The organism is Devosia sp. (assembly GCF_024707125.1).
Lineage (GTDB): Bacteria > Pseudomonadota > Alphaproteobacteria > Rhizobiales > Devosiaceae > Devosia.
On sequence record NZ_JANQAH010000009.1, the window covers coordinates 864,390 to 890,824 of the forward strand.

General features: G+C 62.6%; 27 protein-coding genes and 1 pseudogene. 12 read left to right on the plus strand and 16 right to left on the minus strand.

Annotated features, from left to right (window positions below):
• Window positions 1-180 precede the first annotated feature (180 nt).
• Entirely contained in the window at window positions 181-1,992 is a 1,812-nt protein-coding gene (locus NVV77_RS14245; RefSeq protein WP_295414363.1) for an ABC-F family ATP-binding cassette domain-containing protein, read from the plus strand.
• A gap of 168 nt (window positions 1,993-2,160) precedes the next feature.
• Here the strand turns inward: NVV77_RS14245 and NVV77_RS14250 are convergent, their stop codons facing one another.
• On the minus strand, window positions 2,161-3,150 hold the full coding sequence (locus tag NVV77_RS14250) for an aldo/keto reductase (protein WP_295414365.1): 990 nt from the start codon (window positions 3,148-3,150) through the stop codon (window positions 2,161-2,163).
• Between the two features lie 123 nt (window positions 3,151-3,273).
• Here NVV77_RS14250 and NVV77_RS14255 point away from each other — a divergent pair, with 123 nt between their 5' ends.
• Window positions 3,274-4,281 (plus strand): zinc-binding alcohol dehydrogenase family protein, encoded by a 1,008-nt coding sequence (locus tag NVV77_RS14255; RefSeq protein ID WP_295414367.1) that lies wholly within the window; start codon window positions 3,274-3,276, stop codon window positions 4,279-4,281.
• Between the two features lie 60 nt (window positions 4,282-4,341).
• Here NVV77_RS14255 and NVV77_RS14260 read toward each other — a convergent pair whose 3' ends face one another.
• On the minus strand, window positions 4,342-5,034 hold the full coding sequence (locus NVV77_RS14260; RefSeq protein ID WP_295414369.1) for a FadR/GntR family transcriptional regulator: 693 nt from the start codon (window positions 5,032-5,034) through the stop codon (window positions 4,342-4,344).
• A gap of 303 nt (window positions 5,035-5,337) precedes the next feature.
• Here NVV77_RS14260 and NVV77_RS14265 point away from each other — a divergent pair, with 303 nt between their 5' ends.
• The 7 genes from NVV77_RS14265 (at window position 5,338) to NVV77_RS14295 (ending at window position 12,266) form a co-directional block, all read left to right on the plus strand.
• Window positions 5,338-6,846, plus strand: coding sequence for a sugar ABC transporter ATP-binding protein (locus tag NVV77_RS14265; RefSeq protein WP_295414478.1), 1,509 nt, complete (start codon window positions 5,338-5,340; stop codon window positions 6,844-6,846).
• Window positions 6,843-7,841: an ABC transporter permease gene (locus tag NVV77_RS14270; protein WP_295414370.1), complete on the plus strand. Its 999-nt coding sequence runs from the start codon at window positions 6,843-6,845 to the stop codon at window positions 7,839-7,841. Before NVV77_RS14265 ends, NVV77_RS14270 begins: the two co-directional genes overlap by 4 nt.
• 89 nt (window positions 7,842-7,930) lie before the next feature.
• Window positions 7,931-8,878 carry an ABC transporter substrate-binding protein gene (locus NVV77_RS14275; protein WP_295414371.1) on the plus strand — a complete coding sequence of 316 codons (948 nt, stop codon included), beginning with the start codon at window positions 7,931-7,933 and terminating at the stop codon, window positions 8,876-8,878.
• A 60-nt stretch (window positions 8,879-8,938) separates the two neighbouring features.
• Window positions 8,939-9,670, plus strand: a complete 732-nt coding sequence (locus tag NVV77_RS14280) for an SDR family oxidoreductase (protein WP_295414373.1) — start codon at window positions 8,939-8,941, stop codon at window positions 9,668-9,670.
• A gap of 159 nt (window positions 9,671-9,829) precedes the next feature.
• Complete coding sequence (locus NVV77_RS14285) at window positions 9,830-11,116, plus strand: L-fuconate dehydratase (protein WP_295414374.1); 1,287 nt, start codon at window positions 9,830-9,832, stop codon at window positions 11,114-11,116.
• 99 nt (window positions 11,117-11,215) lie between these two features.
• A complete protein-coding gene (locus NVV77_RS14290) occupies window positions 11,216-11,866 on the plus strand; it encodes a response regulator (RefSeq protein WP_295414375.1) in 651 nt (216 codons plus the stop codon).
• 10 nt (window positions 11,867-11,876) lie between these two features.
• Window positions 11,877-12,266 carry an HD domain-containing phosphohydrolase gene (locus tag NVV77_RS14295; RefSeq protein ID WP_295414480.1) on the plus strand — a complete coding sequence of 130 codons (390 nt, stop codon included), beginning with the start codon at window positions 11,877-11,879 and terminating at the stop codon, window positions 12,264-12,266.
• Here the strand turns inward: NVV77_RS14295 and NVV77_RS14300 are convergent.
• From NVV77_RS14300 to NVV77_RS14310, 3 genes are read right to left on the minus strand one after another with little or no spacing between them, the layout of a single operon-like run.
• Entirely contained in the window at window positions 12,263-13,084 is an 822-nt protein-coding gene (locus NVV77_RS14300) for an ABC transporter ATP-binding protein (protein ID WP_295414376.1), read from the minus strand. The two genes, NVV77_RS14295 and NVV77_RS14300, sit on opposite strands and share 4 nt — an antisense overlap.
• Window positions 13,077-14,120, minus strand: coding sequence for an iron ABC transporter permease (locus NVV77_RS14305; protein ID WP_295414377.1), 1,044 nt, complete (start codon window positions 14,118-14,120; stop codon window positions 13,077-13,079). The genes NVV77_RS14300 and NVV77_RS14305 overlap by 8 nt, the downstream gene beginning before the upstream one ends.
• Window positions 14,117-15,136, minus strand: a complete 1,020-nt coding sequence (locus NVV77_RS14310) for an iron ABC transporter permease (RefSeq protein WP_295414378.1) — start codon at window positions 15,134-15,136, stop codon at window positions 14,117-14,119. The genes NVV77_RS14305 and NVV77_RS14310 overlap by 4 nt, the downstream gene beginning before the upstream one ends.
• Before the next feature lie 106 nt (window positions 15,137-15,242).
• On the opposite strand from NVV77_RS14310, the gene NVV77_RS14315 reads away from it, so the two are divergent.
• The 3 genes from NVV77_RS14315 to NVV77_RS14325 all read left to right on the plus strand — a co-directional run bounded on the left by NVV77_RS14315 (window position 15,243) and on the right by NVV77_RS14325 (window position 18,156).
• Window positions 15,243-16,157 (plus strand): ABC transporter substrate-binding protein, encoded by a 915-nt coding sequence (locus NVV77_RS14315; RefSeq protein ID WP_295414379.1) that lies wholly within the window; start codon window positions 15,243-15,245, stop codon window positions 16,155-16,157.
• A 23-nt stretch (window positions 16,158-16,180) separates the two neighbouring features.
• Window positions 16,181-17,089 carry an ABC transporter substrate-binding protein gene (locus tag NVV77_RS14320; protein ID WP_295414380.1) on the plus strand — a complete coding sequence of 303 codons (909 nt, stop codon included), beginning with the start codon at window positions 16,181-16,183 and terminating at the stop codon, window positions 17,087-17,089.
• A 140-nt stretch (window positions 17,090-17,229) separates the two neighbouring features.
• Window positions 17,230-18,156 carry an ABC transporter substrate-binding protein gene (locus NVV77_RS14325; protein ID WP_295414381.1) on the plus strand — a complete coding sequence of 309 codons (927 nt, stop codon included), beginning with the start codon at window positions 17,230-17,232 and terminating at the stop codon, window positions 18,154-18,156.
• A gap of 160 nt (window positions 18,157-18,316) precedes the next feature.
• Here NVV77_RS14325 and blaOXA read toward each other — a convergent pair whose 3' ends face one another.
• The 11 genes and pseudogenes from blaOXA to pcaD all read right to left on the minus strand — a co-directional run bounded on the left by blaOXA (window position 18,317) and on the right by pcaD (window position 26,423).
• Entirely contained in the window at window positions 18,317-19,123 is an 807-nt protein-coding gene (blaOXA, locus tag NVV77_RS14330) for a class D beta-lactamase (RefSeq protein WP_295414383.1), read from the minus strand.
• 109 nt (window positions 19,124-19,232) lie between these two features.
• A pseudogene (locus NVV77_RS14335) lies at window positions 19,233-19,574 on the minus strand (transglycosylase SLT domain-containing protein); the annotation flags it as partial.
• A 427-nt stretch (window positions 19,575-20,001) separates the two neighbouring features.
• On the minus strand, window positions 20,002-21,204 hold the full coding sequence (gene pcaF, locus NVV77_RS14340) for a 3-oxoadipyl-CoA thiolase (RefSeq protein ID WP_295414385.1): 1,203 nt from the start codon (window positions 21,202-21,204) through the stop codon (window positions 20,002-20,004).
• Window position 21,205: 1 nt separating this feature from the next.
• Window positions 21,206-21,880 carry a 3-oxoacid CoA-transferase subunit B gene (locus NVV77_RS14345; RefSeq protein WP_295414386.1) on the minus strand — a complete coding sequence of 225 codons (675 nt, stop codon included), beginning with the start codon at window positions 21,878-21,880 and terminating at the stop codon, window positions 21,206-21,208.
• Window positions 21,877-22,599 (minus strand): 3-oxoacid CoA-transferase subunit A, encoded by a 723-nt coding sequence (locus NVV77_RS14350; RefSeq protein WP_295414388.1) that lies wholly within the window; start codon window positions 22,597-22,599, stop codon window positions 21,877-21,879. The genes NVV77_RS14345 and NVV77_RS14350 overlap by 4 nt, the downstream gene beginning before the upstream one ends.
• A 251-nt stretch (window positions 22,600-22,850) precedes the next feature.
• Complete coding sequence (locus NVV77_RS14355; protein ID WP_295414390.1) at window positions 22,851-23,378, minus strand: lyase family protein; 528 nt, start codon at window positions 23,376-23,378, stop codon at window positions 22,851-22,853.
• Window positions 23,287-23,883 carry a lyase family protein gene (locus NVV77_RS14360; RefSeq protein ID WP_295414391.1) on the minus strand — a complete coding sequence of 199 codons (597 nt, stop codon included), beginning with the start codon at window positions 23,881-23,883 and terminating at the stop codon, window positions 23,287-23,289. Before NVV77_RS14360 ends, NVV77_RS14355 begins: the two co-directional genes overlap by 92 nt.
• A 6-nt stretch (window positions 23,884-23,889) precedes the next feature.
• Window positions 23,890-24,504: a protocatechuate 3,4-dioxygenase subunit alpha gene (gene pcaG / locus NVV77_RS14365; protein WP_295414393.1), complete on the minus strand. Its 615-nt coding sequence runs from the start codon at window positions 24,502-24,504 to the stop codon at window positions 23,890-23,892.
• Window positions 24,504-25,250 (minus strand): protocatechuate 3,4-dioxygenase subunit beta, encoded by a 747-nt coding sequence (gene pcaH, locus NVV77_RS14370; RefSeq protein WP_295414395.1) that lies wholly within the window; start codon window positions 25,248-25,250, stop codon window positions 24,504-24,506. Before pcaH ends, pcaG begins: the two co-directional genes overlap by 1 nt.
• Complete coding sequence (gene pcaC, locus NVV77_RS14375; protein ID WP_295414396.1) at window positions 25,247-25,636, minus strand: 4-carboxymuconolactone decarboxylase; 390 nt, start codon at window positions 25,634-25,636, stop codon at window positions 25,247-25,249. Before pcaC ends, pcaH begins: the two co-directional genes overlap by 4 nt.
• Entirely contained in the window at window positions 25,629-26,423 is a 795-nt protein-coding gene (gene pcaD / locus NVV77_RS14380) for a 3-oxoadipate enol-lactonase (RefSeq protein ID WP_295414397.1), read from the minus strand. Before pcaD ends, pcaC begins: the two co-directional genes overlap by 8 nt.
• Window positions 26,424-26,435: the final 12 nt, after the last annotated feature.

Consider the following 26,435-nt stretch of genomic DNA (forward strand, 5'->3'; position numbering starts at 1 on the left):
GGTGCAGCGCCCCCGTGGGGCCTGTGGGGTGCAGCGCCAAAACGACGGGGCTTGCTGCTGCCGTCTCCCCGGGCCGATCAGGATCCTCAACGTCCTGATCGGCCTCTTTGCTTTTCCCTCACATTGATATGTCGCCGGGCCTGTGCTCTATCCGCGGCAAATTCCCGGACTTTTTTGCCCATGGCCCCGCCTCCTCTTCTTTCTCTGCAGAATATTCAGCTGACCTTTGGCGGCACGCAATTGCTCGAAGCCGCCGAGCTGATCGTGTCGCCCGGCCAGCGCATCGCGCTTGTCGGCCGCAATGGCTCGGGAAAATCGACGCTCCTCAAGATCGCTGCCGGCATGGTGCAGCAGGATGCCGGCAAGCGCTTTGCCGAACCCAGCGCCACCATCCGCTACCTGCCGCAGGAACCGGATCTTTCGGCCTATGCGACAACGCTGGCCTATGTCGAAGCCGGGATGACCTCCGGCGACGATGAATATCGCGCCCAGTATCTGCTCAACGCCCTTGGCCTTTCCGGAACGGAAGACCCAAAGACCCTTTCGGGTGGCGAAGGCCGCCGCGCCGCCCTGGCGCGCGTTCTCGCCCCGCAACCCGACGTGCTGTTGCTCGACGAACCGACCAATCACCTCGATCTGCCCGTCATCGAATGGCTGCAGGCCGAACTCGATTCCATGCGGTCTGCCATGGTGATCATCAGCCACGACCGGCGCTTCCTCTCCGATCTCTCCCGCTCCACCGTCTGGCTCGACCGCGGCCTTACCCGTCGCATCGAAAAGGGTTTTGGCTCCTTTGAAACCTGGCGCGACGAAGTGCTGGAGCAGGAAGAAAAAGACCGCCACAAGCTCGACCGCCAGATCGTGCGCGAAGAGCACTGGCTCCGCTATGGCGTCACCGCCCGCCGCAAGCGCAATGTCGGCCGCCTCGAACGCCTCGCCAATCTGCGCCAGGACCGCCGCGATCAGCGCCGCGTCACCGGCGCGGTCAATATGCAGGTCACCGAAGGCCGCACTTCTGGCGCGCTGGTGGTGGAAGCGGAAAACATCTCCAAGGCTTTTGGCTCGCGCACGGTTGTCCGCGATTTCTCGACCCGCGTGCTGCGCGGCGATCGCGTCGGCCTCGTCGGCCCCAATGGTGCGGGCAAGACCACGCTCATAAAAATGCTCAATGGCCTGCTCGAACCCGATAACGGCACGATCAAATTGGGCTCGGCCATCGAACTTGCCATGCTCGACCAGGGCCGCGCCCGCCTCGATCCGGAAACGCGCCTCAAGGACGCGCTGACCGGCGGCGGCAGCGATACCTTGAAGATCAACGGCGAGAACAAGCACGTCGTCGGCTATATGAAGGATTTTCTGTTCACCCCCGAACAGGCCAACACGCCGATCGGCAAGCTGTCCGGCGGCGAACGCGCCCGCGTCGCTCTGGCACGCGCCTTGGCGCTGCCCTCGAACGTCCTCGTCCTCGACGAGCCGACCAACGACCTTGATCTCGAAACCCTCGATCTCCTCGAAGAAATGGTTTCGGACTATTCGGGCACCGTCATCGTCGTCAGCCACGACCGCGATTTTCTCGACCGCGTCGCCACCTCCATCATCATGGCCGAAGGCGACGGCAACTGGCTCGAATATGCCGGCGGCTATTCCGACATGGTCGCCCAGCGCGGGGCAGGGGTTTCGGCCCGCGTCGTCGAAAAGGTGGCAGCGGCCGCAAAGCAGAAATCAGAACCCTCGAGCGCCCCGGCAGCGTCCAAGCGCAAGCTGAGTTTCAAGGAAAAGCACGCCCTCGAAACCCTGCCCAAGGAGATCGCCAAGCTTGACGACCTGATGGCGACCATCAATCGCAAGCTCGCCCAGGCCAATTACTACACCCGTGACCCCCAAGGTTTTGCCAAGGATTCCGCGGCGCTGAGCGAAGCGGCGACCAAGAAGGCCAAGGCCGAAGAGCAATGGCTTGAACTGGAAATGCTGCGCGAAGAGATCGAAGGCTAAGAACCGGCGCTCGAATGGTGGGGCCCTGACCCCACCCCCCATCGTCACCACCGGGCTTGTACCGGTGGTCCTTGCTCCACCCACCACGTCATCCCCGCGAAAGCGGGGATCTTTGTTTCGGGCAGTAAGATTCCCGCTTTCGCGGGAACGACGCTGTGACGGCAAGTGTCAGGCACGCGCCGGCCCCTGCCCAGCTCCCGTAGCCTCGATCGCCTTGGCAATCACCTCGACATCCCCTGCATCGAGCTCCAGGCTCGCCGCATCGATCCAGCCATCAACCTGCGCCGGCGAACGCGCGCCAACAATCGTCGCCGTCAGCCCCGGCCAGGCATGGCACCAGGCCAGCGCCACGCTCGACACACTCGTTCCATGCTTTTCCGCAATCGGCTTCAGGCTCTCGGCCAGTGCTAGATTGGCCGTCAGCTTCTCGCCCTGAAATTCCGGGCTGCCCTTGCGCCAATCATTGTCGGGCATGGCCGCAACGCGGTCGGCCGTCATCGTGCCGGTCAGCAGCCCCGCCTGCATCGGCGAATAGCAAATGACACCGGTGCCGTGCTCCGCGCACCACGGCAAAATCTTGCCCGCTGTCTCGCGGCGGATCATCGAAAACGGTGGCTGCAACGTCTCGACATGTCCGATCGCCTCGGCCCGTGCCAACTGCCCCTCGTCATGGTTGGAAAGCCCGACATGGCGCACCTTGCCCTCGGCCTTGAGCTCCAGCAGGCTCGCCCAATAGTCTTCCAATGGCACATCGTCCGAAGGCCAGTGCATCTGGTAGAGATCGATCACATCGACCTTGAGGCGTTTCAGCGAATTTTCCAGCTCCTGCCGCAGATGCTTCCGCTCGCCGATCCGCCGCGGATTCTGCCCGTTCTCGTCGCGAACGATCCCGCCCTTGGTGAAAACCAGCGGTCGCTTGTCCGCCGGCAGCCCCGCCAGTGCTTCACCAATGACCGCCTCGGAATGCCCATTGCCATAGACCGCCGCCGTGTCGATCCAGTTGATGCCGCTATCGATCGCATGCCGAATCGCCGCCACGGAGTCCTGGTCGTCCTGCGGTCCCCACATATTGCCGCCCATGGCCCAGGCACCGATGCCGAGCTTGGTGATGTGCATTCCCGTCTGGCCAAAGGCCCGTGTCGGCAGATGCGTCTTCATCGCGTGTCCTTCCAAAACTGCTGGCTTTTCCATGGTCTACAAGCCGAAGGTTCTCTTGTCACCCGTCATGTATGGAAGATATAAGGCACTAACATGTTACGGTGATGAAGGATCAACCGACCGATGCAAGCCCTGACCATCCTGCGTCCCGGAACCGCCGCGCTCACCGAGAAGCCGGTGCCGATGCCCGGCCCCGGCGAAGTCGCCATCGATCTCGCCTTTGTCGGCTATTGCGGCTCCGACCTGACCTCTTATCGCGGCCTCAATCCGCTGGTGAGCTATCCCCGCGTCCCCGGCCACGAAATTTCCGGCACCATTGCCGAACTGGGGCAGGGGGTCGAAAATCTCGCCCCAGGCACCGCCGTAACTGTGCTGCCCTATTTCAATTGCGGCACCTGTCGCGCCTGCCGTTCCGGCCGGGTCAATGCCTGCCCCCACAACCAGACCATGGGCGTGCAGCGCGAAGGCGCCATGACCGGCCGCATCGTCGTGCCTGCCGCCAAGGTGATTGCAGTTACCGGCATCTCCCAACGCGATCTGGCTCTGGTCGAACCCTGCGCCGTCGGTTTTCACGCTGTGCGCCGTGCCGAATTGACCGCGGGCGAAACCGTCGTCGTCCTCGGCTGCGGCATGATCGGCCTCGGCGTCATCCTCGGCGCCCTGCGCCAGGGCGCCCGTGTCATCGCCGTCGATCTCAGCGATGCCAAGCTCGACGTCGCCAAAAAGCTCGGCGCTCATGAGGTCATCAACGCCTCGACCGACGTCAAAGCCCAGGTCGCCGAACTGACAGGGGAGGGGCCCGACGTCGTGGTCGAAGCGGTGGGCGCCGAGGCTACATTCCTCCAGGCCGTCGACCTCGTCGCCACCACTGGCCGCGTCGTCTATATCGGCTACGCCAAGTCCGCGATTGCCTATGAAACCAAGGTGTTTATTACCAAGGAACTCGACATCCGCGGCTCCCGCAACGCGCTGCGCTCGGATTTTGACGATGTCATCGACGAGTTGCGCAAGCGCCCCGATGCGGGCGATCTCATCGTCACGCGTACCGCAACGCTTGATGAGGCTGCCGAGGCACTGGCTGATTGGCATGCAAGGCCAGGTGATTTCACGAAGATTCTGGTGAAGTTCTAGGCCCTCAACGGCCCGCTCCCGACCTCACCCTCTTCTCACGCGGTGGGTGTGGTGGCAGAGCTAGTCCCAAGCCCCAAGCATCGACGCGGTAACAAAATCCAGATGCGCCGCCATGGCTTCGCGGGCGGCCTCCGCATTCCCCTGCACAATGCCCGCAACGATCCGCGCATGGTCATCCATGATGTGCGTCCGCACCTCGCTCATGCTCGCGAGATGTTCGTGAAATTTCGTATCGACGACTTCGAAGCGTGAGTTCCACAGCAGGTCCAGCACTTCGCGCAGCATCGTATTGCCCGAGCCTTCGGCAATGGTCAGGTGCAGCATGCGGTCGCTTTCCGAAGACCAGCGATTGTTCGTCGTCTCGGCCTGCATGCGCCGCATGGCCTCGGCCATCCGCGCCGTGCCTTCGGGCGAAATATTCTGGCTCGCCAGCGCCGCAGCTTCGGGCTCCAGCAGACGCCGGACCCGCATGATTTCAATGGGTGAATGGCCTTCATCGGGCAGGGCGGCGCTGCCCTTGCTCTGGTCGCGCACGAAGGCGCCGACCCCAACGCGCACTTCCACGAACCCGGCGACTTCAAGCGCAATCAGCGCCTCGCGCACCGTCGGGCGAGACACCCCCAGGCTCACCGCCAGGTCGCGCTCCGAGGGCAATTGCCGCCCGGCCTCGACCTCACCCGCCAGGATCTGATCCCTGATCTGGTCGGCAATCTGGATATAGAGTTTGCGGTTGGATACGGCCTGAAGTTTCATTCTCTCCCCCTAGAACCTGCTTCCGCTTTGGGGAAGCGGGTTCCAAGCCGTTTAATTGAAGCGAGGCGGCTATGCCGTTCCCTGTCTCAACCCATAGCGCCACGCTCGTTGCATGTCTACTGGTCTGACCACTTGACAGCCTGATCGTTTTGCCATTCATTCCTCCCACATTGCGAGGACGGCTCGGGAGCAACGGAGCCGCGATACGCATCGGGAGGACTTTACATGGCTGGGCATTTCGCACCGGCATCCCCAGCGGATGCGGCGGTGCCGCTGGCGAACCCGCCGGTCCCATTGGTCGAAATGACCGACATCGACAAGTCCTTCCCCGGCGTTCGGGCCCTCTCCAGGGCGCGCTTCGAGCTCAAGCCCGGCGAAGTCCATGCCCTCATGGGCGAGAACGGCGCCGGCAAGTCGACGCTGATGAAGATTCTTTCGGGCGTTTACACCCGCGATGCGGGCTCCGTGCTGCTCGATGGCCAGCCGGTGGACATCACTTCGCCGCGTCAGGCCCAGTCCCTCGGCGTCGGCATCATCCATCAGGAACTGGCGCTGATGCGCGACCTGACGGCCGCCCAGAACATCTTTATCGGCCGCGAACCGCGCCGTTTCGGCATTTTGGACGAAGGCCAGCTCAACCGCGACGCGGCAGCCATCTTCGCCTCGATGAACCTCAAGCTCGAACCGACCGTAAAAGTCGAAACCCTGACCATTGCCAAGCAGCAGATGGTGGAAATCGCCAAGGCGCTCTCCTATCGCTCCCGCGTCCTCATCATGGACGAGCCGACCGCGGCGCTGAACGACGCAGAGATCGCCGAGCTGTTCACCATCATCAATCGCCTCAAGGCCGAAGGCGTCGGCGTCGTCTACATCTCCCACAAGATGGACGAGATCAAACGCATCTCCGACCGCGTCACCGTGATGCGCGATGGCGAATATGTCGGCACCGTCCCGGCCGCCGATACGCCCATCGAAACCATCATCTCCATGATGGTCGGCCGCACGCTCAGCAATGAGGCGCTGGTCATCCCCAACACCGCCGACGCCCCGGTTGCCCTTGAGGTCAAAAACCTCAATCGCGGCCGCGAAATCCGCGATGTCAGCTTTGCGGTAAAGAAGGGCGAAATCCTCGGCTTTGCCGGCCTCATGGGCGCCGGCCGCACCGAAGTCGCCCGCGCCATTTTTGGTGCCGACCGGCGCGAGAGCGGCGAAATCTGGGTCCATGGCAAGCGCGTCGGCATTGCTTCGCCCAAGGACGCGGTGGAGGCCGGCATCGGCTATCTCTCCGAAGACCGCAAGCATTTTGGTCTCGCGACCGGGCTCGACGTCCGCAACAATATTGCGCTCGCAAGCCTTGATCGCTTTACCGGCCTCGGCGGCGTGCTCGACGAAGCCAGCATGCAGAAGGAAGCCGTCGGCTATATCGGCCAGCTTTCCATCAAGACGCCCAGCGACACGCAGGAAGCGCGCCTTCTCTCGGGCGGCAACCAGCAAAAGGTGGTCATCGCCAAGTGGCTGCTGCGCGATTGCGACATTCTCATCTTTGACGAACCGACGCGCGGCATCGATGTCGGCGCCAAATCCGAAATCTACAAATTGCTCAATGCACTGGCAGCCGAAGGCAAGGCGATCATCGTCATTTCCTCCGAACTGCCCGAAGTGCTGCGCCTTTCCCACCGTATCGCGGTGATGTGCGAGGGGCGCCTTACCGGCATGTTGCCCGGTGGCGCATCCCAAGAAGAAATCATGCGTCTGGCGACCCAGCGCCAGAGCAGCGTGGCCGAAAGCGCCACCCAAAGGAGGACGGCATGACCGATACCGCAGCCCCCGCAGCCCAAAAATCCGGGCCCCGCATTTCCGGCGCCTTCCATCGGCTGCTCGCCTTTTCGGGTCTGATCGCCCTGGTCGTTGCCTTCTCGCTGGCCTCGCCCAATTTCATGCAGACCCAGAACATCCTGGCCATCCTGCAGGCAACCTCGGTCAACGGCGTCCTCGCCATCGCGGCGACGCTCGTCATCATCACCGGCGGCATCGATCTCTCGGTCGGCACGCTGATGACCTTTTGTGCGGTGATTGCCGGCGTCATCCTCACCTATCTCGGCCTGCCTTTGCCCCTCGGCGTCGTCGGGGCCATCCTCGCCGGCACCGTCTGCGGGCTCATCTCAGGCACCATCATCGCCAAACTCAAGGTCCCGCCCTTCATCGCCACCCTCGGCATGATGCTCATTTTGAAGGGTCTTTCGCTGGTCATCTCCGGCACGCGCCCGATCTATTTCAACGACACGCCCGGCTTCAATCAGATCGCCTTGGGCTCGGTCGTCGGCCAGATCATTCCGGCAGTACCGGTCCCCAATGGCGTGATGATCCTCTTCGCCGTGGCGCTGATTGCCGCCTTCGTCTTGGGCAAGACCGCGCTTGGCCGCTACACCTTTGCGCTCGGCTCCAATGAAGAAGCTGTGCGTCTCTCGGGCGTCAATGTCGATCGCTGGAAGATCGGCGTCTATGCGCTGGCCGGCGGCATTGTCGGCGTTGCCGGCGTGCTCATTGCCTCGCGTCTCAATTCAGCCCAGCCGGCTCTCGGCCAGGGTTATGAGCTTGACGCCATTGCAGCCGTGGTCATCGGCGGCACCTCGCTTTCGGGCGGTCGCGGCACCGTGCTCGGCACGCTGATCGGCGCCCTCATCATATCCGTGCTGGCCAATGGCCTGCGCATCCTATCGGTGGCTCAGGAATGGCAGACGGTGGTGACCGGCTGCATCATCATCCTGGCTGTCTATGCCGACATACTGCGGCGCCGCACACTTTAGGCGCCGATTCTGCCTGCGCCCCGCGGGGCGCCAACAAAATGGCTCAAGCAATGCCAAGAAGTTTCAACGCAGCATGTGGGAGGAAAACCATGCTCAACCGTCGCACCCTGCTCGGCGCGCTCAGCGCCGTCGCAATGCTCGCCGCATCCAACGGCGCCGCATTCGCGCAGGATACTTATGACATCGCCCTGATCTCCAAAGGCTTCCAGCACCAGTTCTGGCAGGCCGTGAAAGCCGGTGCCGACAAGGCCGCGGCCGAGTTTGGTGCAAACGTCACCTTCGAAGGCCCGGAAAGCGAAACCCAGGTCGACCGCCAGATGGATATGCTGGCCGCCGCTCTCTCGCGTCAGCCCGATGCCATCGGCTTTGCCGCCCTCGACAGCCAGGCCGCCGTGCCGCTGCTGCAGCAGGCTTCGGATGCCGGCATTCCGATCATCGCCTTCGACTCCGGCGTCGATAGCGACATCCCGCTCTCGACCGCAACCACCGACAACGTCGCCGCTGCCGCTCTCGCGGCCGACAAGATGGCCGAACTGATCGGCAGCGAAGGCAAGGTTGCCGTGGTTGCCCACGACCAGACCAGCCGCACCGGCATCGATCGCGTCGACGGCTTCGTCAACCGCATCAAGGAAGCCTATCCCAACATCGAAGTGGTGTCGGTTCAGTACGGCGGCGGCGACCAGCTGCAGTCGACCGAAATCACCAAGTCGATCCTGCTCGCCAATCCCGACCTCAAGGGCATCTTTGGTGCCAATGAAGGCTCGGCCATCGGCGTTGCCAATGGCAAGACGGAACTTGGCAGCCAGATCGTCGTCATCGGTTTTGACTCCGGTGCTGCTCAGAAGGGCATGATCACCTCGGGCGTGATGGCCGGCGCCATCACCCAGAACCCGGTCGGCATTGGCTACGAAACCGTCAAGGCCGCCATCGGTGCACTCAAGGGCGAAACCCTGCCCAAGGTCATCGATACCGGCTTCTACTACTACGACGCCACCAACATGGCTGACCCGGAAATCGCCGCGGTCCTCTACGACTAAGACTTTCACCGGCCGGGCAGCGCTTTGCACTGCCCGGCTTCTTCTTTTCAGGAACAGAATATGGCCGACCTCAACGGAAAGATCGTCTTCATCACCGCCGCTGCCCAGGGGATTGGCGAGGCTTCGGCCCGCGCTTTCGCCAAGGCAGGCGCCAAGGTGATCGCGACCGACATCAACGAAGCCAAGCTCAAGGAGCTTGAAGGCACGCCCAATATCACGACGCGCCTGCTCGACGTTCTTTCCGATGAGGCCGTGCAGCAGGCCGTCGCCGAAATCGGCCGCATCGACGTGCTCTTCAATTGTGCCGGTGTGGTCCACAACGGCACCCTGCTCGAAATGAGCGACAAGGATTTGGACTTCGCGCTCGATCTCAATGTTCGCGCCCAGGTCCGCACCATCAAGGCCATTCTGCAGCAAATGCTGGAGCGCAAGGACGGCGCCATCATCAATATGGCGACGGTTGCCTCCTCGATCAAAGGCGTGCCCAACCGCGCCGCCTATACGATCTCCAAGGCCGCCGTCATCGGCCTCACCAAGTCGATCGCGTCCGACTACACGACCTCCAATATCCGCGTGAACGCCATCTGCCCGGGTACGGTGGAATCGCCGAGTCTCCACGATCGCTGGCACGCCACCGGTGATTTCGAAGGCGCCAAAAAGGCTTTCATCGCCCGCCAGCCCATCGGCCGCATCGCCCGGCCCGATGAAGTCGCCGATCTCGCGGTCTATCTCGCCGGCGCCACCTATACGACCGGCCAGGTCCACATCATCGACGGCGGCTGGACGGCGTAGGCCCCTCATCCGGCGCTACGCGCCACCTTCTCCCCGAGAGGGAGAAGAATAGAACCGGCGCCTGCCTGAACGCGGTGCCCCCTGTTCCTCTCCCTCGCGGGGAGAGGGTGGATCGGCCGAAGGCCGAGACGGGTGAGGGGGCCTTTTGGATAGTTGCAAATGAAGATCACCACCCTCACGACGCACGACCTGCGCTTCCCCACCTCGGCCTCGCTCGACGGGTCCGACGCGATGAATCCCGATCCCGATTATTCGGCCGCCTATGTCGTCCTCGGCACCGATGGCGACCTTGAAGGCCATGGCCTGACCTTCACCATCGGCCGCGGCAATGAGGTGGTCTGCGCCGCCATCGCCGCGCTGACCGACCGCGTCACCGGCCTCGATCTCGACTGGGTCGAAGAAAATCCCGGCCGCTTCTGGCGCCACATGACCGGCGACAGCCAGCTGCGCTGGATCGGCCCCGACAAGGGCGCCATGCACCTCGCGACCGGCGCCGTCGTCAACGCCGTCTGGGATCTCCTCGCCAAGCGCGCGAAAAAGCCCGTCTGGCTCTATGTCGCCGAAATGAGCCCCGAACAGCTCGTTTCCATCATCGACTTCCGCTATCTCACCGACGCCATCACGCCCGAAGAAGCCCTTGCGATTTTCAAGGCCGCCGAACCCGGCAAGGCCGAACGCATCGCCAAGCTGCGCGCCGAGGGCTATTCCTGCTACACGACATCGGCCGGCTGGCTCGGCTATTCCAACGAAAAGCTGACGCGCCTTGCGACTGAAGCGGTGGCGGAAGGCTTCACCCATATCAAGATGAAGGTCGGCCGCGACCTCGCCGACGATATCCGCCGCCTCGAAATCGTCCGCTCCATCATGGGCCCCGATCGCTACCTGATGATCGACGCCAACCAGGTCTGGGAAGTCGACCAAGCCATCGAGTGGGTCAATGAGCTCAAGCGCTTCAATCCCTATTTCATCGAGGAGCCGACGAGCCCCGACGACATCGAAGGCCATCGCAAGATCCGCGACGCCATCGCTCCGGTAAAAGTCGCGACCGGCGAAATGTGCCAGAACCGCATCATCTTCAAGCAGTTCATCACCCGCGATGCCATCGACGTGGTGCAGATCGACGCCTGCCGCATCGGTGGCCTCAATGAAGTGCTCTCGGTTCTGCTCATGGCCGCAAAATACAAAAAGGCCGTCTGGCCGCATGCTGGCGGCGTCGGCCTCTGCGAATATGTGCAGCATCTTTCGATGATCGATTATCTCGTCGTATCAGGCACCAAGACCGGCCGCGTGATCGAATATGTCGATCACCTGCATGAGCATTTCATCGATCCCTGTGTGATCAAGAATGCTGCCTACATGCCGCCGGAGCTGCCGGGATTCTCGATCGAAATGAAACCGGCCTCGATTGCCGGGAACAAATTTATTGCTCCGGTAAAGGCGCAATAAACCATCGAAGAGAGTCCTGCTAAATGCATGTGAGACATTAAGTTTCGCATAAGGGCTCATCCATATCATCACCCTCGCATTAGGCCGGGGGGCTGTATTGTGTACGTGCTGATCGTGGATGACAGCCGGTCGAGTCTGGCCTTACTGGGCTCGATCGTTCGGGAAATAGTGGGTGAGGGCGTCGAGCTTTGTCTCAATCCGCTCGAGGCCCTCAAGCGTTGCGAGGAGCGGCAGTATGATCTGCTGCTCGTCGACCACATCATGCCGGAAATGGACGGCATCCACTTCATCGAAATGCTGCGGAACTGCGATAACTATCGCACCGTCCCCATGGTCATGGTGACCTCCGACATCGACAAGGCCATCCGCATCGAGGCCATCCGCGTCGGCGCCAATGATTTTCTGACCAAGCCCTTCGACCCCATCGAGCTCAAGGCGCGTATCACCAATCTGCTTGCCCTGCGCGGCGCCCAGGTGGAACTGGCCGATCACGCCAATCGCCTGACGCGCGAAGTCGCCAAGGCTACGGCCCACCTGCTCGCCCGCGAGGAAGAGATCATCTGGCGCCTCGCCCGCGCCATCGAATATCGCGACGGCGACACTGGCGAACACGTCTCGCGCGTCGCCCAGATCAGCAAGATCATCGGCGAGGGCCTCGGCCTCACCGCGCAGCAATGCCGCATGATCTACCTCGCCGCCCCCCCTCCACGACATCGGCAAGATCGCCATCGCCGACGCCATCCTGAGTAAGCCCGGCAAGCTGACATCAGAGGAAATGGCCCGCATGCGCGAGCACGTCACCATCGGCGCCCGCATCCTTGCCGATGCCGACAGTGATCTCATCCGCACGGCCGAACTGATCGCCCAGAGCCATCACGAAAAGTGGGATGGCACCGGCTATCCCAACAGGATCTCGGGCACGGCCATTCCCATCGAAGCGCGAATTGTCGCCCTGGCCGACGTCTTCGACGCCCTCTGCTCGGAGCGCCCCTATAAGCGCGCCTGGCCGCTCGAAGAGGCCTATGCCGAAATTGCCCGTTGCTCGGGAAGCCACTTCGACCCCGCCTGCGTCGCCTCGTTCCAGTCCCGCTGGTGCGAGATTTCCGCGCTCATGGGTGGTGACCCCATCCAGCTCGCCGAAAGCGCCTAAGCCAGTTCCTGCACCGCGGCCCGGGCCCGTCCGCGCGGAATGCAGATCGGCCGTCCGTGTACCGGATCGGTCATGATCGCCGCGTCGACCTCGAACACCTCGGCCAGCAGTTCTGGCTTCATCAGCTCTTCCGGCTGTCCCAGCGCCCGCACGCGTCCCTCATGCACAAAAACCAGCTGGTCGGCATAGCGCGCCGCCAGATTGAGATCGTGCAGCACCAGCACGATGGTGCGCCCGTCTTCCTGATTGAGTTTTGAAACGAGATCGAGGCAATCGAGCTGATGGGCCATGTCGAGATGGTTGACCGGCTCGTCGAGACAGATGACGTCAGTTTCCTGCGCCAGCACCATGGCAATCCAGGCCCGCTGCAATTGCCCACCCGAAAGCGAACCGATGCGGCGCGTCTTCAGACCCGTCACCCCTGTGCCGTCCATGGCGCGATTGACGGCGACACCATCCTTCTCGCTCCAGGGCTGCAACATGGCCTGATGCGGATAGCGGCCCAGCCGCACCAGCTCCTCCACGGTCATATCGGGCGGCGCCGATGGGTTCTGGGCCAAAAGCCCGATCTGCCGCGCCAGGTCCTTGGCGCCGAGCGAAGCGATATCGACATTGTCGAGAAAAATCTGCCCCTTCTGGCCCGTATGGAGGCGCCGAATGGCGCGCAGCAGCGTGGACTTGCCGCAGCCATTAGGCCCGGCCAGCACCGTCACCTTGCCGCGCGGAATGGGCAGGTTCAGCGCGTCGAGCACCGTGTCGTGCCCGTAAGTCAGGGTGAGGTCGCGTACCTCGATGCGGCTCGGAACGAGGTCAGCCATTGGTCTTGTCCTTGCGCATAAGGAGGAAGAGGAAATAGGGCGCGCCAACAATGGCGGTTACCGTGCCCGCCGGCACTTCAAGCGGGGTAAAGACGACGCGCACCAAAAGGTCAGCGCCGATCAGCATCATCGCGCCGAGGAGGCATGAGGTGAGTATCCCCGCAAAGCGCGAACGCCCCACCAGCAGCCGCGCCAGATGCGGCGCGATCAGTCCCAGAAAGCCGACGCCGCCCACAAAGGCTACGGCAATCGAGGTCAGCACGGCCGCAACGAAAAACACGGCAATGCGATAGACCGGCAGATTGAGCCCGATGCTACGCGAGGAAACGTCGTCGAGATCGGCCGGCGGCAAGTCCTTGGCCAGCCACGCCGCCACCAGCACCGTGGGCACGAGGCAGATCGCCATGATCTGGATTTCGCTCCAGGAAATGGCATTGACCGCACCGGCGAGCCAACGCGCCGCCTGCGCCGCCTGATAGACCGGCCCAACCAGCATGAAGACCGTCGTCAGCGCCTTGGCCACAGCCGCAATGGCAATGCCGAACAGCAAGAGGCGAATGGCCGAGGACGATTGCCGCCCCGACAGAATAAAGACCAAAGAAATCGCCGTCAGCGCCCCGATCGCCGCCGCGAGGGGCTGCCAGGCAACCGACACGGTCAGCGCATTGGATTCGTTGGAAAAGATGGCGAGGAACAGCACGACGCCAAGCGCCGCCCCATCGACGACACCCAGCACGCCCGGCGAAGCCAGCTCATTGCGCGTGATGCGCTGCAGGAGATAGCCCGAAAACGCGATGGCTGCCCCGGCAATGGCCGCTGCCATGACGCGCGGCATGCGCAATTGCCAGACCACCAGCTTTTCCGTCTTTTCCCCGCCGCCGAGGATGACATTGGCGACCGTCTCGAGCGGGATCCAGGTCGAGCCAAAGCCAACGGCCGCGAGCGTGAGCAGCACAAAAAGCCCGACAATGATGAGAACGATTGCCCCGATGCCAAAGCGGCGCCCGGCGGGGGCAGAGACAGCCAGAGTGCTCATGCCGCTCTCCGCATCAAAAGAACCAGGAGGACAATGGCCCCGACCACAGCGGTGATCGCACCCACCGGCGCCTCGACCGGATAAATCACGAAGCGCGCCGCCACATCGGCCAGCGTCGCATAAACCGCGCCGAACAAGGCCGCCGCCGGCAATTGATGAATATGCCGCAAGCCCACCAGCCGCCGCGCCGCATGCGGCACGACAAGGCCGACAAAAGCCACCGGCCCCGCCATGGAAACAGCCGCGCCTGTCAGAAGCGCCACGGCAACGAAGGCCAGCCCCCGCACCGCCGCTAGCGGTACACCGAGCCCCGCCGCGGTTGAATCGTCGGCCTGCAGCGCATCGAGCGCCCGCGCCAGCGCGATCCCGATCACCGCACCCACGATCACCACCGGCAGCCCATTGTAAAAGAGCGCAATCGGCCGATCGACAAAGGCACCAGAGAGCCAGAACAGCAATTGCTGCAGTTGCGCCTCGTTGCTCGTCAGCAGCACTTCGACAAAGGCATGCGAGAGGCTGGCAAAAGTCACGCCCACCAGCACGATCTTCAATGGAGAAAGCCCGCCCGCGCTCGCGGCTACGCCAAAAACCACGATCGCCGTAACAAAGGCCCCAAACGCTGCCGCCAGCGACAACCCGGCCAGCGATTGCACGCCGAACATGATGCTTGCCACCACCACGGCCAGCGACGCCCCTGCATTGAGCCCCAGCGTATCGGGCGAAGCGATGCGATTGCGCGAGAGGGTCTGCACCATCACCCCGGCCATGCCCAAAGCGGCACCGGCCAGCGGCGCAATCAGCGCCCGCGGCAGTCGCAGCCCCGCGATCACCACGGCCACTTCCGACCCATCATGGGCGAAAAGCGCCATCCAGACCTGGTCCAGCGAATAGAGCTTATAGCCCAGCGTCAGGCTCATCAGCATGGACAGGGCCAGCAGCAGGATCAGCCCCGCATAGACCTGTACCGGACCCAGGCGCAGGCCCTGCGATTGTGGTGACATTGCCAGTGTGGACACCACTGGGCCCCCATATAGTTGATGTTGACAGTCAAATTAAATTCTGACTTTTTGCACCCATCCAATTTCCGACTAACGATGTCAAGAAAAGATGGGGGAGGGGGACATGAAGTCTCTGCATCTGCTGCTTATGCCGCTGGCCCTGACGGGCCTGCTTGCCGTGCCGACCTTCGCCCGAGAAATCACCCATGCCATGGGCGTCACCGATGTGCCGGACAATCCGCAGCGCGTCGTCGTCCTCACCAATGAAGGCAATGAGGCGCTGCTCGCCGTCGGCGTCGTCCCGATTGGTGCGGTGGAAAGCTGGAAGGGCGATCCCTGGTACGACTACCTGATGCCCCAGCTTGAGGGTGTCACCCTTCTGGGCACCGAGGGCGAACCCAATCTCGAACTCATCGCCAGCCTCGAACCCGATCTGATCCTCGGCAGCAAGGTGCGCCAGGAAAAGGTCTATGAGCAGCTTTCCGCCATTGCCCCCACGGTGATGACCGAAACGCTCGGCGCGCCCTGGAAGGAAAACCTCGTCGTCTACGCTGATGCGGTCGGCAAATCGTCCGAAGGCGCCGCCGCGCTCGCCGCGTTCGACCAGCGCATCGGCGCCATCCGCGCCGCTCTCGGCACCTCGGTCGAAGACACCATCTCCCTCGTGCGTGTTTCGCCCGCACGTACGCGCATGTATCTGAAGGCCTCGTTCCCCGGCGCTATCTTTGACGCCATCGGCTTCAAGCGCCCCGCGACCCAGGACAAGGACGGCTTTGCCGAAGACCTGACCAAGGAACGCATTCCCGAACTCGCGGCCACCCGCATCTTCTATTTCTCGCCCGATCCGACCGACAAGGAAGCCGAAGCCAATCTCGCCGATTGGACCGCCGATCCGCTCTGGCTCGGCCTCGAGGCGGTGAAGGCCGATCAGGCCAAGCGCGTCGACGACGCTACCTGGATCGCCGCCGGCGGCATTTTTGCCGCCAATATCGCTCTCGACGACATCGAGGCCACCTATGGCCTCGCCTCTACCCGCTGACTTTCAACTGAGGAGCTCCTCCCATGTTCCACCGTTTCGTAACTGCCGTCGCCGCCGTGGCGCTGCTGAGCGCCCCGGTCTTCGCCCGCGAAATCACCCACGCCATGGGCGTCACCGATGTGCCGGACAATCCGCAGCGCATCGTCGTCCTCACCAATGAAGGCACCGAGGCGCTCCTCGCCATCGGCGTCAAGCCGGTCGGCGCCGTAAAATCCTTCGTCGGCGATCCGTGGTGGGATCACATCGCCGCTGACATGACCGATGTCGTGGTCGTGGGCGAAGAGTCGGCCGTGAACCTTGAAGTGCTGCTCTCGCTCGAGCCCGATCTGATCCTGGGCAACAAGATGCGCCACGAAAAGATCTACGAGCAGCTTTCCGCCATCGCCCCGACCGTTGTTTCCGAGCGTCTCCGCGGCGACTGGAAAATCAACATGGCGCTCTACACCGACGCCGTCGGCAAGGGCGAAGACGGCAAGGCGGCTCTCGCCAAGTATGACGGCCGCATCGCCGCGCTCCACGACTCGCTCGGCGCCTCGCTCGATGAGAAGATCTCCATCGCCCGCTTCATGTCCGGCCAGACCCGCATCATGTTCAAGGACAGTTTTTCGGGCCTCGCTCTCTCCGAACTCGGCTTCCAGCGCCCTGCCACCCAGGACAAGGACGAGTTCGCCGAAGAGATCACCAAGGAACGCATCCCTGAATTCGAAGGCGATCGCCTGTTCTACTTCACCTATGAAACCGGCAATGGCGAAGGTGACACCCAGGCCAAGGACTGGCTGGCCGATCCGCTCTGGAACAATCTCGAAGTGGTCAAATCAGGCAAGGTCCACCCCGTCTCCGACGCCATCTGGAACACGGCCGGCGGCTATATCGCTGCCAACCTGATGCTCGACGACATCGAAAAGATCTACGGGTTGGCAAGCACTCGCTAAGCACCGAAAACGCCCCAACCTCCAATGTCACCTCGGCCTTAGGCCGGGGCCCATCCTGAAATCTCAAGATGGATCCCGGCCTTCGCCGGGATGACAGCCGGCGGGTTGGGCAACACCACTCCCACCACAGGAAACCGAGAATGCTCTCTCTCCGCTCCTCCGCTGCCCTGGCCGCCGTCTTCGTTGCTGCCGCCACGCTCGTCGCGCCGGCTTTTGCCCGCGAAGTCACCCATGCCATGGGAACAACCGAAGTGCCCGACGCCCCGCTGCGCGTCGTCATCCTCACCAATGAAGGCACCGAGGCCCTGCTCGCCCTCGGCGTAAAGCCCGTCGGCGCCGCCCAGAGCTGGGATGGCAATCCCTGGCACGCACACCTGACCGATCTCCTCGTCGACACCGTCGACCTCGGCACCGAACTGGCCGTCGATCTCGAAGTGCTGGCAACGCTCGAACCCGATCTCATCCTCGGCACCAAGGTGCGTCAGGAAAAGATCTATGAGCAGCTGTCCGCCATTGCTCCCACCGTCATGACCGAAACCATCGGCGGCGAGTGGCAGGAAAACCTGAAGTTCTACGCTGCGGCCCTCGGCAAGGATGCGGAAGCCGAAGCCGTTCTCGCCACCTTCGACGCCCGCACCAAGGCGATCCACGATGCCCTGGGCGATGCCGTCAACGAACAGATCTCCATGGTCCGCTTCTCGCCCAACCGCACCCGCATCTATTACAAGGATACGTTTAGCGGCCTGATCCTCGACCAGATCGGTTTCCAGCGCCCGCCCGCCCAGGACAAGGACGAGTTCGCCGAGGAAGTGACCAAGGAACGCATCCCCGACATGGCCGGCGATCGCATTTTCTACTTCTCGAGCGATCTCAAGGATGCCGAGCCCGAAGCCAATCTTGCCGACTGGCTGGCCGATCCGCTCTGGAACAATCTTGAGGCCGTCAAGGCCGGCAAGGCCCAGCGCGTCAGCGAAATCACCTGGAACACCGGCGGCGGAATCTACTCGGCCAACCTGATGCTCGACGATATCGAGAAGATCTACGGCCTCGAAAGCACCCGGAAGTAAGGTTCTCAACAGATCGTCACGACCACATGGGGACACCTCCCCACCACCAAACGTCATCCTCGGGCTTGACCCGAGGACACTTCACCTGCTGAGGCCGCAGTAAGTACAGAGCCCTCGGGTCAAGCCCGAGGGTGACGATCGGTAAAGGATGGCCGGCCGGCTATAGCCCCGCAACCAACCCCGCCCAATCCTCCACCAGTTCGTCCCGTGCCCTGAGCCCGCCACTCTTCTGGTGCCGCTGCTCATCCTGCGCCAAGCGCACGAAAACCAGCCGCCGATCACCCTTCTCGGCCCAGCCCACATACCAACCCCAGCCCCGCGCCCGGTCGAAATTCCCATCCGCCATCCGCGGAAAGGCCGAGCCTGTCTTGCCCTGCAGCGTCCAGCCGTCGCTGGTCCCGCCCAGCTGCACCAGTTCCATGGTCCCTGAGATCACCGCCGGCGACACCGGCAGCTTGCCATCCACCAGCGCCGCGACAAACCCCGCCTGCTCCAGCGGCGATATCTTCAGCGACGAAGAAATCCAGGATCGTTCAAGCCCATTATCCTTGCCCAGATCGCCGGAAAAATCGGCATTCCCGTAGCCAAATTTCTGCGCATAGGCCGTCAGCTTTTCGGCCCCGAGCATCTCGGTCAACCGCTGCGAATACCAGACCGTGGAATTGGCCATCCACATGGTCGGGTCCGTATCCTGCCGCCAGGCTTCGCCCATCCAGTCGGCATAACCTTCCTTGAAGGGGAGTTTCGGCTCATGCGCCGAGGTGATGATTCCAGCATCATATGCCATCACCGCCAGCGCCACCTTGAAGGTCGAAGCCGGCGTCACCCGCGTTTCGCAGTCGCCTTCTTGGTGCAAGACCGTCCGCGTCACCGCATCGGCAATCAGTGTACAAATATCCCGCGCCTGTGCTGGAACGGCCAAGGCAAAGACACCCGCCAGAGCGGCGGCAAATAAAGTCAGTCGCACGAAAATCTCCCCCGGCCTTCTGGCCGCGCGCCAGTTCTTCAGCCCCGCTGCGTCGCAATTGTGACGCGGCAGCACTCATGGTGAAGAGGAGGTAAAGGAGAAAAGCGCCTTAGCGCAGCCCAGACTTTTCGAGCAGGCCCAGGCGCTTGGCGTCGTAATAATAGCCACTGGCATAGAGCTGCATGGCGCGGTCGTGATTGCCGCCCGCCGTCACATAGGCGCCGGCGAGATAGCGCACGGCAAAACGCAGATTGGTTTCCGCATCGAGCAGGCCCGCGGCTTCACCTGAAAAACCCATGCCGCGTGCCGTGGCGTGGCTGATCTGCATCAGCCCGTAATAGGGCCCATTGCGCGCCGCCGGATTGTAGCCGCTTTCGCGTACGATCACCCGGCGCACTAGGCTTTCCGGCACGCTGTATTGGGTCGAATAGTGGGAAATCAGCCCATCGAGCGAGCCGCGCTCGCTGGCGGCAAAGCCGAGCAGCAGGTCTGAACCGGCGCGCGGCACATTCGCCGCCTTGGGCACATGGCCCGCCGGGGTCGGCATTGGCGCTACGGGGGCAGCGGCAGCAATGGCAGCAGAAGCGGATTTATTGCCCGGAAGCGGCTTGATGCCGGACATGGAGCAGCCCGAGACGATGACCGCCAGCGCCAAAAGTCCCGCCAGAGGTATGGCTCGTGCCGTCATGCCTTCGTCCTTTTGCGGATGCTTCAATTGCGGCATCTAAGCCCAAATCGCGGCGCCTTGATGGCAGAACAATGTTCCCATGCCGCGCAAGCATATTGTGATCACTATGCCGGCTTCTGCCGTCAAAAGGTTTACGCTTCCTTACTGCAATTGCTTAGGTGATGAAAGCAAGTCTATCAAAAACCGGCTCTCAGACCCGTTCGAGCCCCACGGCAATACCCTGGCCAACGCCGATACACATGGTCGCCAGCGCCCGTTTCTTGCCCGTAAGCGCCAGTTCCAGCGCCGCCGTCCCGGTAATCCGCGCACCACTCATCCCCAGCGGATGCCCCAATGCAATCGCCCCGCCATTGGGGTTCACGCGCGGATCGTCTTCGGCAATCCCGAGGTCGCGCAGCACGGCAATACCCTGGCTCGCAAAAGCCTCGTTGAGCTCGATCACATCGAAATCGCCAGCCGAAAGCCCCAGCCGCGCAAACAGCTTTTTGCTGGCCGGCGCCGGCCCCATGCCCATGATCCGCGGCTCGACGCCCGCAGTAGCGCCACCCAGAATCCGCGCAATCGGCGTGAGGCCATACTTCCTGGCCGCCGCCTCCGAAGCAATGATCAGCGCTGCCGCCCCATCATTCACCCCCGAAGCATTCCCCGCGGTAACCGTCCCATTGGGAAAAAGCGGGCGCAACTTCGCCAGCGTTTCCACGCTCGTCCCGGCGCGCGGGTGCTCGTCGGTATCGACGACAACCGGATCGCCCTTTTTCTGCGCAATCGAAACCGGCACGATTTCCCGGCCCAGCCGCCCGTTCTTCTGCGCCGCCACAGCCTTGTCCTGGCTCCGCACGGCAAAAGCGTCCTGCGCGTCCCGCGACACGCCAAATTCCTGCGCCACGTTCTCGCCGGTCTCGGGCATGGAATCGACACCATAAAGCGCCTTCATCGCCGGATTGACGAAGCGCCAGCCGATGGTCGTGTCATAAATCTCCGCATTGCGCGAAAACGCCGTGTCCGCCTTGGGCAGCACGAAAGGCGCCCGCGACATGCTCTCGGTGCCGCCGGCAATCACCAGGTCGGCCTCACCAGCCTTGATCGCCCGAGCCGCCGCAATGACCGCATCCATGCCCGAGCCACAAAGCCGGTTGATCGTCGTCCCGGTCACCCCCACCGGCAGTCCCGCCAGCAGCAGGCTCATCCGCGCGACATTGCGATTGTCCTCGCCCGCCTGATTGGCATTGCCAAAGATGACGTCGTCGACCGCATCCCAATCGACCTGAGTCTGCTCCGCCATCAGCGCCTTGAGCGGAATTGCCCCCAGATCATCCGGCCGCACGGAAGACAGCGACCCACCAAACCGCCCGATCGGCGTGCGCTTAAATGCGCAGATAAAAGCCTCAGCCATTTTATGAAACCTCCGGCGCCACGAGGTCGCCAATCACATCGGGCAGCACCAGCTCCGCCCCCGTCACCGCCTGCAATTCCTCGACGCTCATCGACGGCAATTTCTCGCGCAGCACGAAACGGCTATTCTCGATGTCGATCACCGCCAGGCTCGAATAAATCCGCGTCACGCAGCCCACCCCCGTCAGTGGCAGCGAACACCGCTTCACCAGCTTCGGTTTTCCGTCCTTGGTCACATGGTCGGTGATAACAGCCACGCGCTTGGCGCCATGCACCAGATCCATCGCCCCGCCAACGGCCGGCACGCCCTTCGGCCCCGTCGACCAATTGGCGAGATCGCCATTCTCCGCGACTTCATAGGTCCCAAGGATCGCCACATCGAGATGCCCGCCGCGCACCATGCCAAAGCTGTCGGCATGATGGAAAAACGCCGCGCCGGGTTTTAGCGTGATCGCCTTCTTGCCGGCATTGATCAGGTCCCAGTCCTCTTCACCCTCCGGCGGCGCCTCGCCAAAGTTCAGCACGCCGTTTTCGGTATGAAAAATTGCCTGCCGCCCCGGCGGCTGAAATTTCGCGACCATTTCGGGAAAGCCGATGCCCAGATTGACATAGGCGCCATCTGCAATGTCCTGCGCCGCGCGCCAGGCGATTTGTGCGTTGGAAAGTTTTTGGCTCATGCGTAGGCCACCCCTTCGCGCATCAGCGCCTCTTCCTGCTTCGCGTCAGCCACTTCCACAATGCGGTTCACGAAAATCCCGGGGGTGACGACCTGTTCGGGATTGATCTCGCCCGGCGCGACAATTTTTGTCGCCTGCACGATCGTCAGCTTTGCCGCCGCCGCCATCAGGGGCGAAAAATTCCGCGCCGCCTTGCGATAGGTGAGATTGCCCATCGTATCGGCCAGCTCCGCCTTGATCAGCGCCGCATCGGCCTTGAGCCAACGCTCCTGCACATAGCTCTTGCCATCGAACTCGGCCACCGGCTTGCCCTTGGCCACGTCGGTCCCAAAACTCGCCGGCGTATAAAAAGCCGGGATGCCCGCGCCGCCAGCGCGAATGCGCTCGGCGAGCGTGCCCTGCGGCACCAGCTCCAGCGCAATTTCGCCCGCGAGATACTTTTCCGTAAAAGCCCGCGGATCAGCCGAGCGCGGAAACGAGCAAACCATTTTGGCTACCATCCCCGCATCGATCATCGCGGCAATACCAATGCGCCCATTGCCGGCATTGTTATTGACCACGGTGAGGTTTTTCGGACTCCCCGTCGCCTTGAACCGATCGATCAGCGCATGAATAAGCTCGATGGGCGCGCCCGAGCCGCCAAACCCACCCACCATCAGCACCATGCCATCCTCAATCCCCGCTACGGCAGCGGCGAGATCGGGCACTGTCTTGTCCATTGTCTTGTCCTTTTCGGCTGGGGCCAAAAGCATGTTTGCCATCGGAAACCCGCGGACGGAAATGAAATGGTAGGGACGATGTATAGGTTGAGGGTTATGTCATTGTGCCATAAATCCGGCCAATGTGCCAAAATATGCCTCTCACGATAACTGAATTTCCCATTTCTCTCGGTGTCATCCCCGCGAAAGCGGGGATCTCCGTTTCAGAACAGGAATTCCCGCTTTCGCGGGAATGACACGGTGGGTGGGGTTCAAGCGATCCTGATCTGCTCAACCAGCTTCTGCGCCAACCGCAAGCTAGCCCCGGTCGACACCAGCATCTGCGGCAGCGTCAGCCATTCGAGCGTCCATGCCGCGCCCGAGCGCTCGTTCTCATGCACCAGCGCCTGATTGAGCGTGCCCGAAAGCCCCGCCACCTGCCGCGCCAGCGCCACCAACACCTCGGCATTCACCGGATTACTCTTGTGCGCCATGGCCGAAGACCCGCCGCCGCCTTCGAGCGCCAGAGCCGCAACCTCGTTCTGCGCCAAGAGCGCCACATCCATGCCCATCTTGCCCAGCGTCCCGGCGATCAGCGCCAGCAAATTCCCCAGCGCCGCAATCGGATCGCGCTGCGCCTGCCACGGCGTCGCCAGCCCCAAATCAAGCCGCTTCGCCATCCCAGCTGCAATGGTGTCGCCAAAACCCTCAAAGCTCCCGCGATCGCCAACCGGTCCGCCGAGCTGAATGACAAGCAGGCTCCGCCGCATCCCAGCAAGCGCCCGCAGATGCCGCTGCAATGGCTCGCCCCAACTCGCCAGCTTCGCGCCCCAGCTCGTCGGCAGCGCCACCTTGCATCCGCGTATGCGCCATCAGCGGCTTGTCACCATGGAGGTGCGCCAGTTCTTCCAGCGTCGCCAAAACGGAAGAAAGCCGCGTCTCATAGACCCCAAGCACCTTTGCCACCTGCAGCATCAGCGCTGTATCAATGACATCCTGGCTCGTCGCGCCCTTATGCAGGGCAGGGCGGTGCTCATCCGGAACCCCCGCCTTCAATTGCTTGACCAGCGCCGGCACCACCACGCCATCGCGCGCCATGCCCGCGGCCAACTCCGCCCAATTTGGCTCAAAGCTCGCCGCCGCAGCGACGATAGCGCCCGCCGCCTCGGCAGACACAAACCCACAATCCGCACTCGCCTCCGCCAGCGCGCGCTCAAAAGCCAGCATGGCCCCAAGCTGCGCCTGGTCCGAGAGCAGGTCTTCGATTTCCGGGTCGCCCGTGAGGGCAGAGAGGAGGGCGGTCATGTCAGCCTAAATATCAAAAAACACCGTCTCCTTCTCCCCCTGGAGATGGATATCGAGGTGATAACGCCCGGCGTTTTCTTTCCGCGCAATCAGCGTCTGCCGCCGGCGCTTGTCCATGATTTTGTTGAGCACGAAGTCGCCCTCGTTGGCCTCGGCTTCGTCCTCAAAGTAGAGCCGCGTCTGCAGCCCGATATTGATGCCGCGCGCCACGATCCAGAGCGACACATGCGGTGCCATCGGCTTCCCGTCCGGCCCCGCCACGCGCCCCGGCTTGATCGTTTCAAACGCCGCGACGCCATCACCATTGGCCGGCTGCCGCCCCCAGCCGGTAAAGGCCGGCACGGAATTGGAATTGGGCGCCGTCGGCGAAACAAAGCTGCCGCTGGCATCGGCCTGCCAGATTTCTACCAGCCCATCATTGAGCGGCACGCCAGCCCCGTCGATCAGCCTGATATTGAGCGTAATCCGCTCGCCCTCGACTTCGCCATTGATCATGGTTGACCCCATGTCGGTGGCATAGACACCCGGGATATCGCAAAAATTCGGCGTCATGCCGATATGGACATAGGGGCCGGCCGTCTGCGACGGAGTTTCCTTCAGCGTCGGAACGGGATGCAACATCAGTTCCCCTCCAGCTTATTTTCAAACATGGTCGAACGCCGCCCGCGCAGCACGATATCGAAGCGATAGGCCAGCGCATCCATCGGTGTCGTGTTCTGCCGATCAAGCCGCGCCGTCAGCTGGTCGATGGCCGCCTTGTCATTGATCGTCGCGACAATCGGGCACTGCCAGATCATCGGATCGCCCTCAAAATACATCTGCGTAATCAGCCGCTGCGCAAAGGCATGGCCGAAGACGGAAAAATGGATATGCGCCGGCCGCCAGTCATTGCCGCCATTGGGCCAGGGGTAAGCGCCCGGCTTCACCGTCCGAAAATGATAAAATCCGTTCTCGTCGGTAATCGAGCGGCCAAAGCCCCCAAAATTGGGGTCGAGCGCCGCAAGATACCCTTCCTTCTTGTGCCGGTAACGCCCGCCGGCATTGGCCTGCCAATATTCCACCAGCGTATGGGGCACCGGCCGCGCATTCTCGTCGAGCACTTGCCCATAAACAATCATCCGCTGCCCGATGGCATCACTGCCGTCCTGGCTGAAATTGCGGATGAGATCGTTGTCGAGGGCCCCAAGCTTTTCGTGCCCAAAGGTCGGTCCCGACATTTCCGACTTGGTCGGCCCCAGTGCCAGCAGGCTATGCTTGGGCGCACGAAACGTCGTGCTCTTATATCCCGGCGTATCCGCGGCCGGGTGCCAGGCGCGGTCGCGCTGATAAAGAGCGCCATCGGCGCCGGGCAGAATAATGCCGCTCATTGTGCGCCCTCCTTGCGCTTGGCCAGCTCTTCGCGGGCGATCTTGAACGCCCGATTGGCCGCCGGCACGCCGGCATAGACAGCCACATGCAGCAGCGCTTCTTTGATGTCGTCGGGCGTAGCCCCGGTATTGGCAGTTGCCCGCACATGCATCGCCACCTCCTCATCATGGCCCAAGGCGGCGAGCAGGGCGAGGGTGATCATCGAGCGCTCGCGCTTGCTCAGCCCCGGCCGCGACCACACCGAGCCCCAGGCGCCCTCAGTAATAAAACTCTGAAAGTCGGCATCGAATTCGGTCATTTTCGCCGAAGCATTGTCCACATGGGCATTGCCCAGGACCGAGCGGCGCGTCGCCATGCCCCGGTCGTAAAGCGTCGTATCAGCCATGACCGGCCTCCTTCAAAAATTCGAGCATCAGGCCGGCCAGTTTCTCCGGCGCCTCGATGGATGGAATGTGCCCCACGCCGGGGAATATTTCGAACCGCGAACCCGTAACGGCTGCGGCCGTGGCCTCAACCTGCGCCACCGGCATGGCGAGATCCTGCTCCCCCGCCACCAACAGCGTCGGCAACGCAATCGCACAGACTCTTTCCCGCAGATCGGCATCGCGCAGTGTTGCGCAGGTCGCGGCATAGCCCCGCGCATCGCAGCGCAGAAACATGTTGCGCCAGCCGGCCAATTCCTCGGTCCGCTCCGCGCGAAACTGCGGGCTGAACCAGCGCTCCATGATGCCATCGGCAATCGACGCAACGCCGTTCTCCAGCACCGCGTTCATTCGCGCCGTCCAGAATGCATGATCGCCCGATTTCGCCGCCGAATTGCAGATCACCAGTGCAGTCAACCGCTCCGGCGCCCGCAAAGCCGCGCCCTGCGTGATGAGCCCGCCAATCGACACGCCACCAAGCGCAAAGCGCCCAATGCCCAGATGATCGACCAACCCAAAGAGATCATCGAGATGGTCATCCAGCGTGTAGTCACCAGCCGGAATATCGCTCAGCCCATGCCCGCGTTTGTCATAGGAGACGACGCGATAGGTCGCGGCCAGCCGCGAAATCACCCCGTCCCAGATGCGCGCATCCGTGCCGAGCGAATTGGCGAGCACGACCACCGGCGCCCCTTCGGGTCCAGCCAGACGATAATGCAGCAGCACGCCATTGATGCGGGCAAAGTTCATGGGGCCTCCCTC

Bases quoted from the DNA above. Each gene is read 5' to 3' on its own strand.
- NVV77_RS14245 (WP_295414363.1), top strand. From the start codon at position 181: ATGGCCCCGCCTCCTCTTCTTTCTCTGCAGAATATTCAGCTGACCTTT.
- NVV77_RS14250 (WP_295414365.1), bottom strand. From the start codon at position 3,150: ATGAAGACGCATCTGCCGACACGGGCCTTTGGCCAGACGGGAATGCAC.
- NVV77_RS14255 (WP_295414367.1), top strand. From the start codon at position 3,274: ATGCAAGCCCTGACCATCCTGCGTCCCGGAACCGCCGCGCTCACCGAG.
- NVV77_RS14260 (WP_295414369.1), bottom strand. From the start codon at position 5,034: ATGAAACTTCAGGCCGTATCCAACCGCAAACTCTATATCCAGATTGCC.
- NVV77_RS14265 (WP_295414478.1), top strand. From the start codon at position 5,338: ATGACCGACATCGACAAGTCCTTCCCCGGCGTTCGGGCCCTCTCCAGG.
- NVV77_RS14270 (WP_295414370.1), top strand. From the start codon at position 6,843: ATGACCGATACCGCAGCCCCCGCAGCCCAAAAATCCGGGCCCCGCATT.
- NVV77_RS14275 (WP_295414371.1), top strand. From the start codon at position 7,931: ATGCTCAACCGTCGCACCCTGCTCGGCGCGCTCAGCGCCGTCGCAATG.
- NVV77_RS14280 (WP_295414373.1), top strand. From the start codon at position 8,939: ATGGCCGACCTCAACGGAAAGATCGTCTTCATCACCGCCGCTGCCCAG.
- NVV77_RS14285 (WP_295414374.1), top strand. From the start codon at position 9,830: ATGAAGATCACCACCCTCACGACGCACGACCTGCGCTTCCCCACCTCG.
- NVV77_RS14300 (WP_295414376.1), bottom strand. From the start codon at position 13,084: ATGGCTGACCTCGTTCCGAGCCGCATCGAGGTACGCGACCTCACCCTG.
- NVV77_RS14305 (WP_295414377.1), bottom strand. From the start codon at position 14,120: ATGAGCACTCTGGCTGTCTCTGCCCCCGCCGGGCGCCGCTTTGGCATC.
- NVV77_RS14315 (WP_295414379.1), top strand. From the start codon at position 15,243: ATGAAGTCTCTGCATCTGCTGCTTATGCCGCTGGCCCTGACGGGCCTG.
- NVV77_RS14320 (WP_295414380.1), top strand. From the start codon at position 16,181: ATGTTCCACCGTTTCGTAACTGCCGTCGCCGCCGTGGCGCTGCTGAGC.
- NVV77_RS14325 (WP_295414381.1), top strand. From the start codon at position 17,230: ATGCTCTCTCTCCGCTCCTCCGCTGCCCTGGCCGCCGTCTTCGTTGCT.
- pcaF (WP_295414385.1), bottom strand. From the start codon at position 21,204: ATGGCTGAGGCTTTTATCTGCGCATTTAAGCGCACGCCGATCGGGCGG.
- NVV77_RS14345 (WP_295414386.1), bottom strand. From the start codon at position 21,880: ATGAGCCAAAAACTTTCCAACGCACAAATCGCCTGGCGCGCGGCGCAG.
- NVV77_RS14350 (WP_295414388.1), bottom strand. From the start codon at position 22,599: ATGGACAAGACAGTGCCCGATCTCGCCGCTGCCGTAGCGGGGATTGAG.
- NVV77_RS14360 (WP_295414391.1), bottom strand. From the start codon at position 23,883: ATGACCGCCCTCCTCTCTGCCCTCACGGGCGACCCGGAAATCGAAGAC.
- pcaG (WP_295414393.1), bottom strand. From the start codon at position 24,504: ATGTTGCATCCCGTTCCGACGCTGAAGGAAACTCCGTCGCAGACGGCC.
- pcaH (WP_295414395.1), bottom strand. From the start codon at position 25,250: ATGAGCGGCATTATTCTGCCCGGCGCCGATGGCGCTCTTTATCAGCGC.
- pcaC (WP_295414396.1), bottom strand. From the start codon at position 25,636: ATGGCTGATACGACGCTTTACGACCGGGGCATGGCGACGCGCCGCTCG.
- pcaD (WP_295414397.1), bottom strand. From the start codon at position 26,423: ATGAACTTTGCCCGCATCAATGGCGTGCTGCTGCATTATCGTCTGGCT.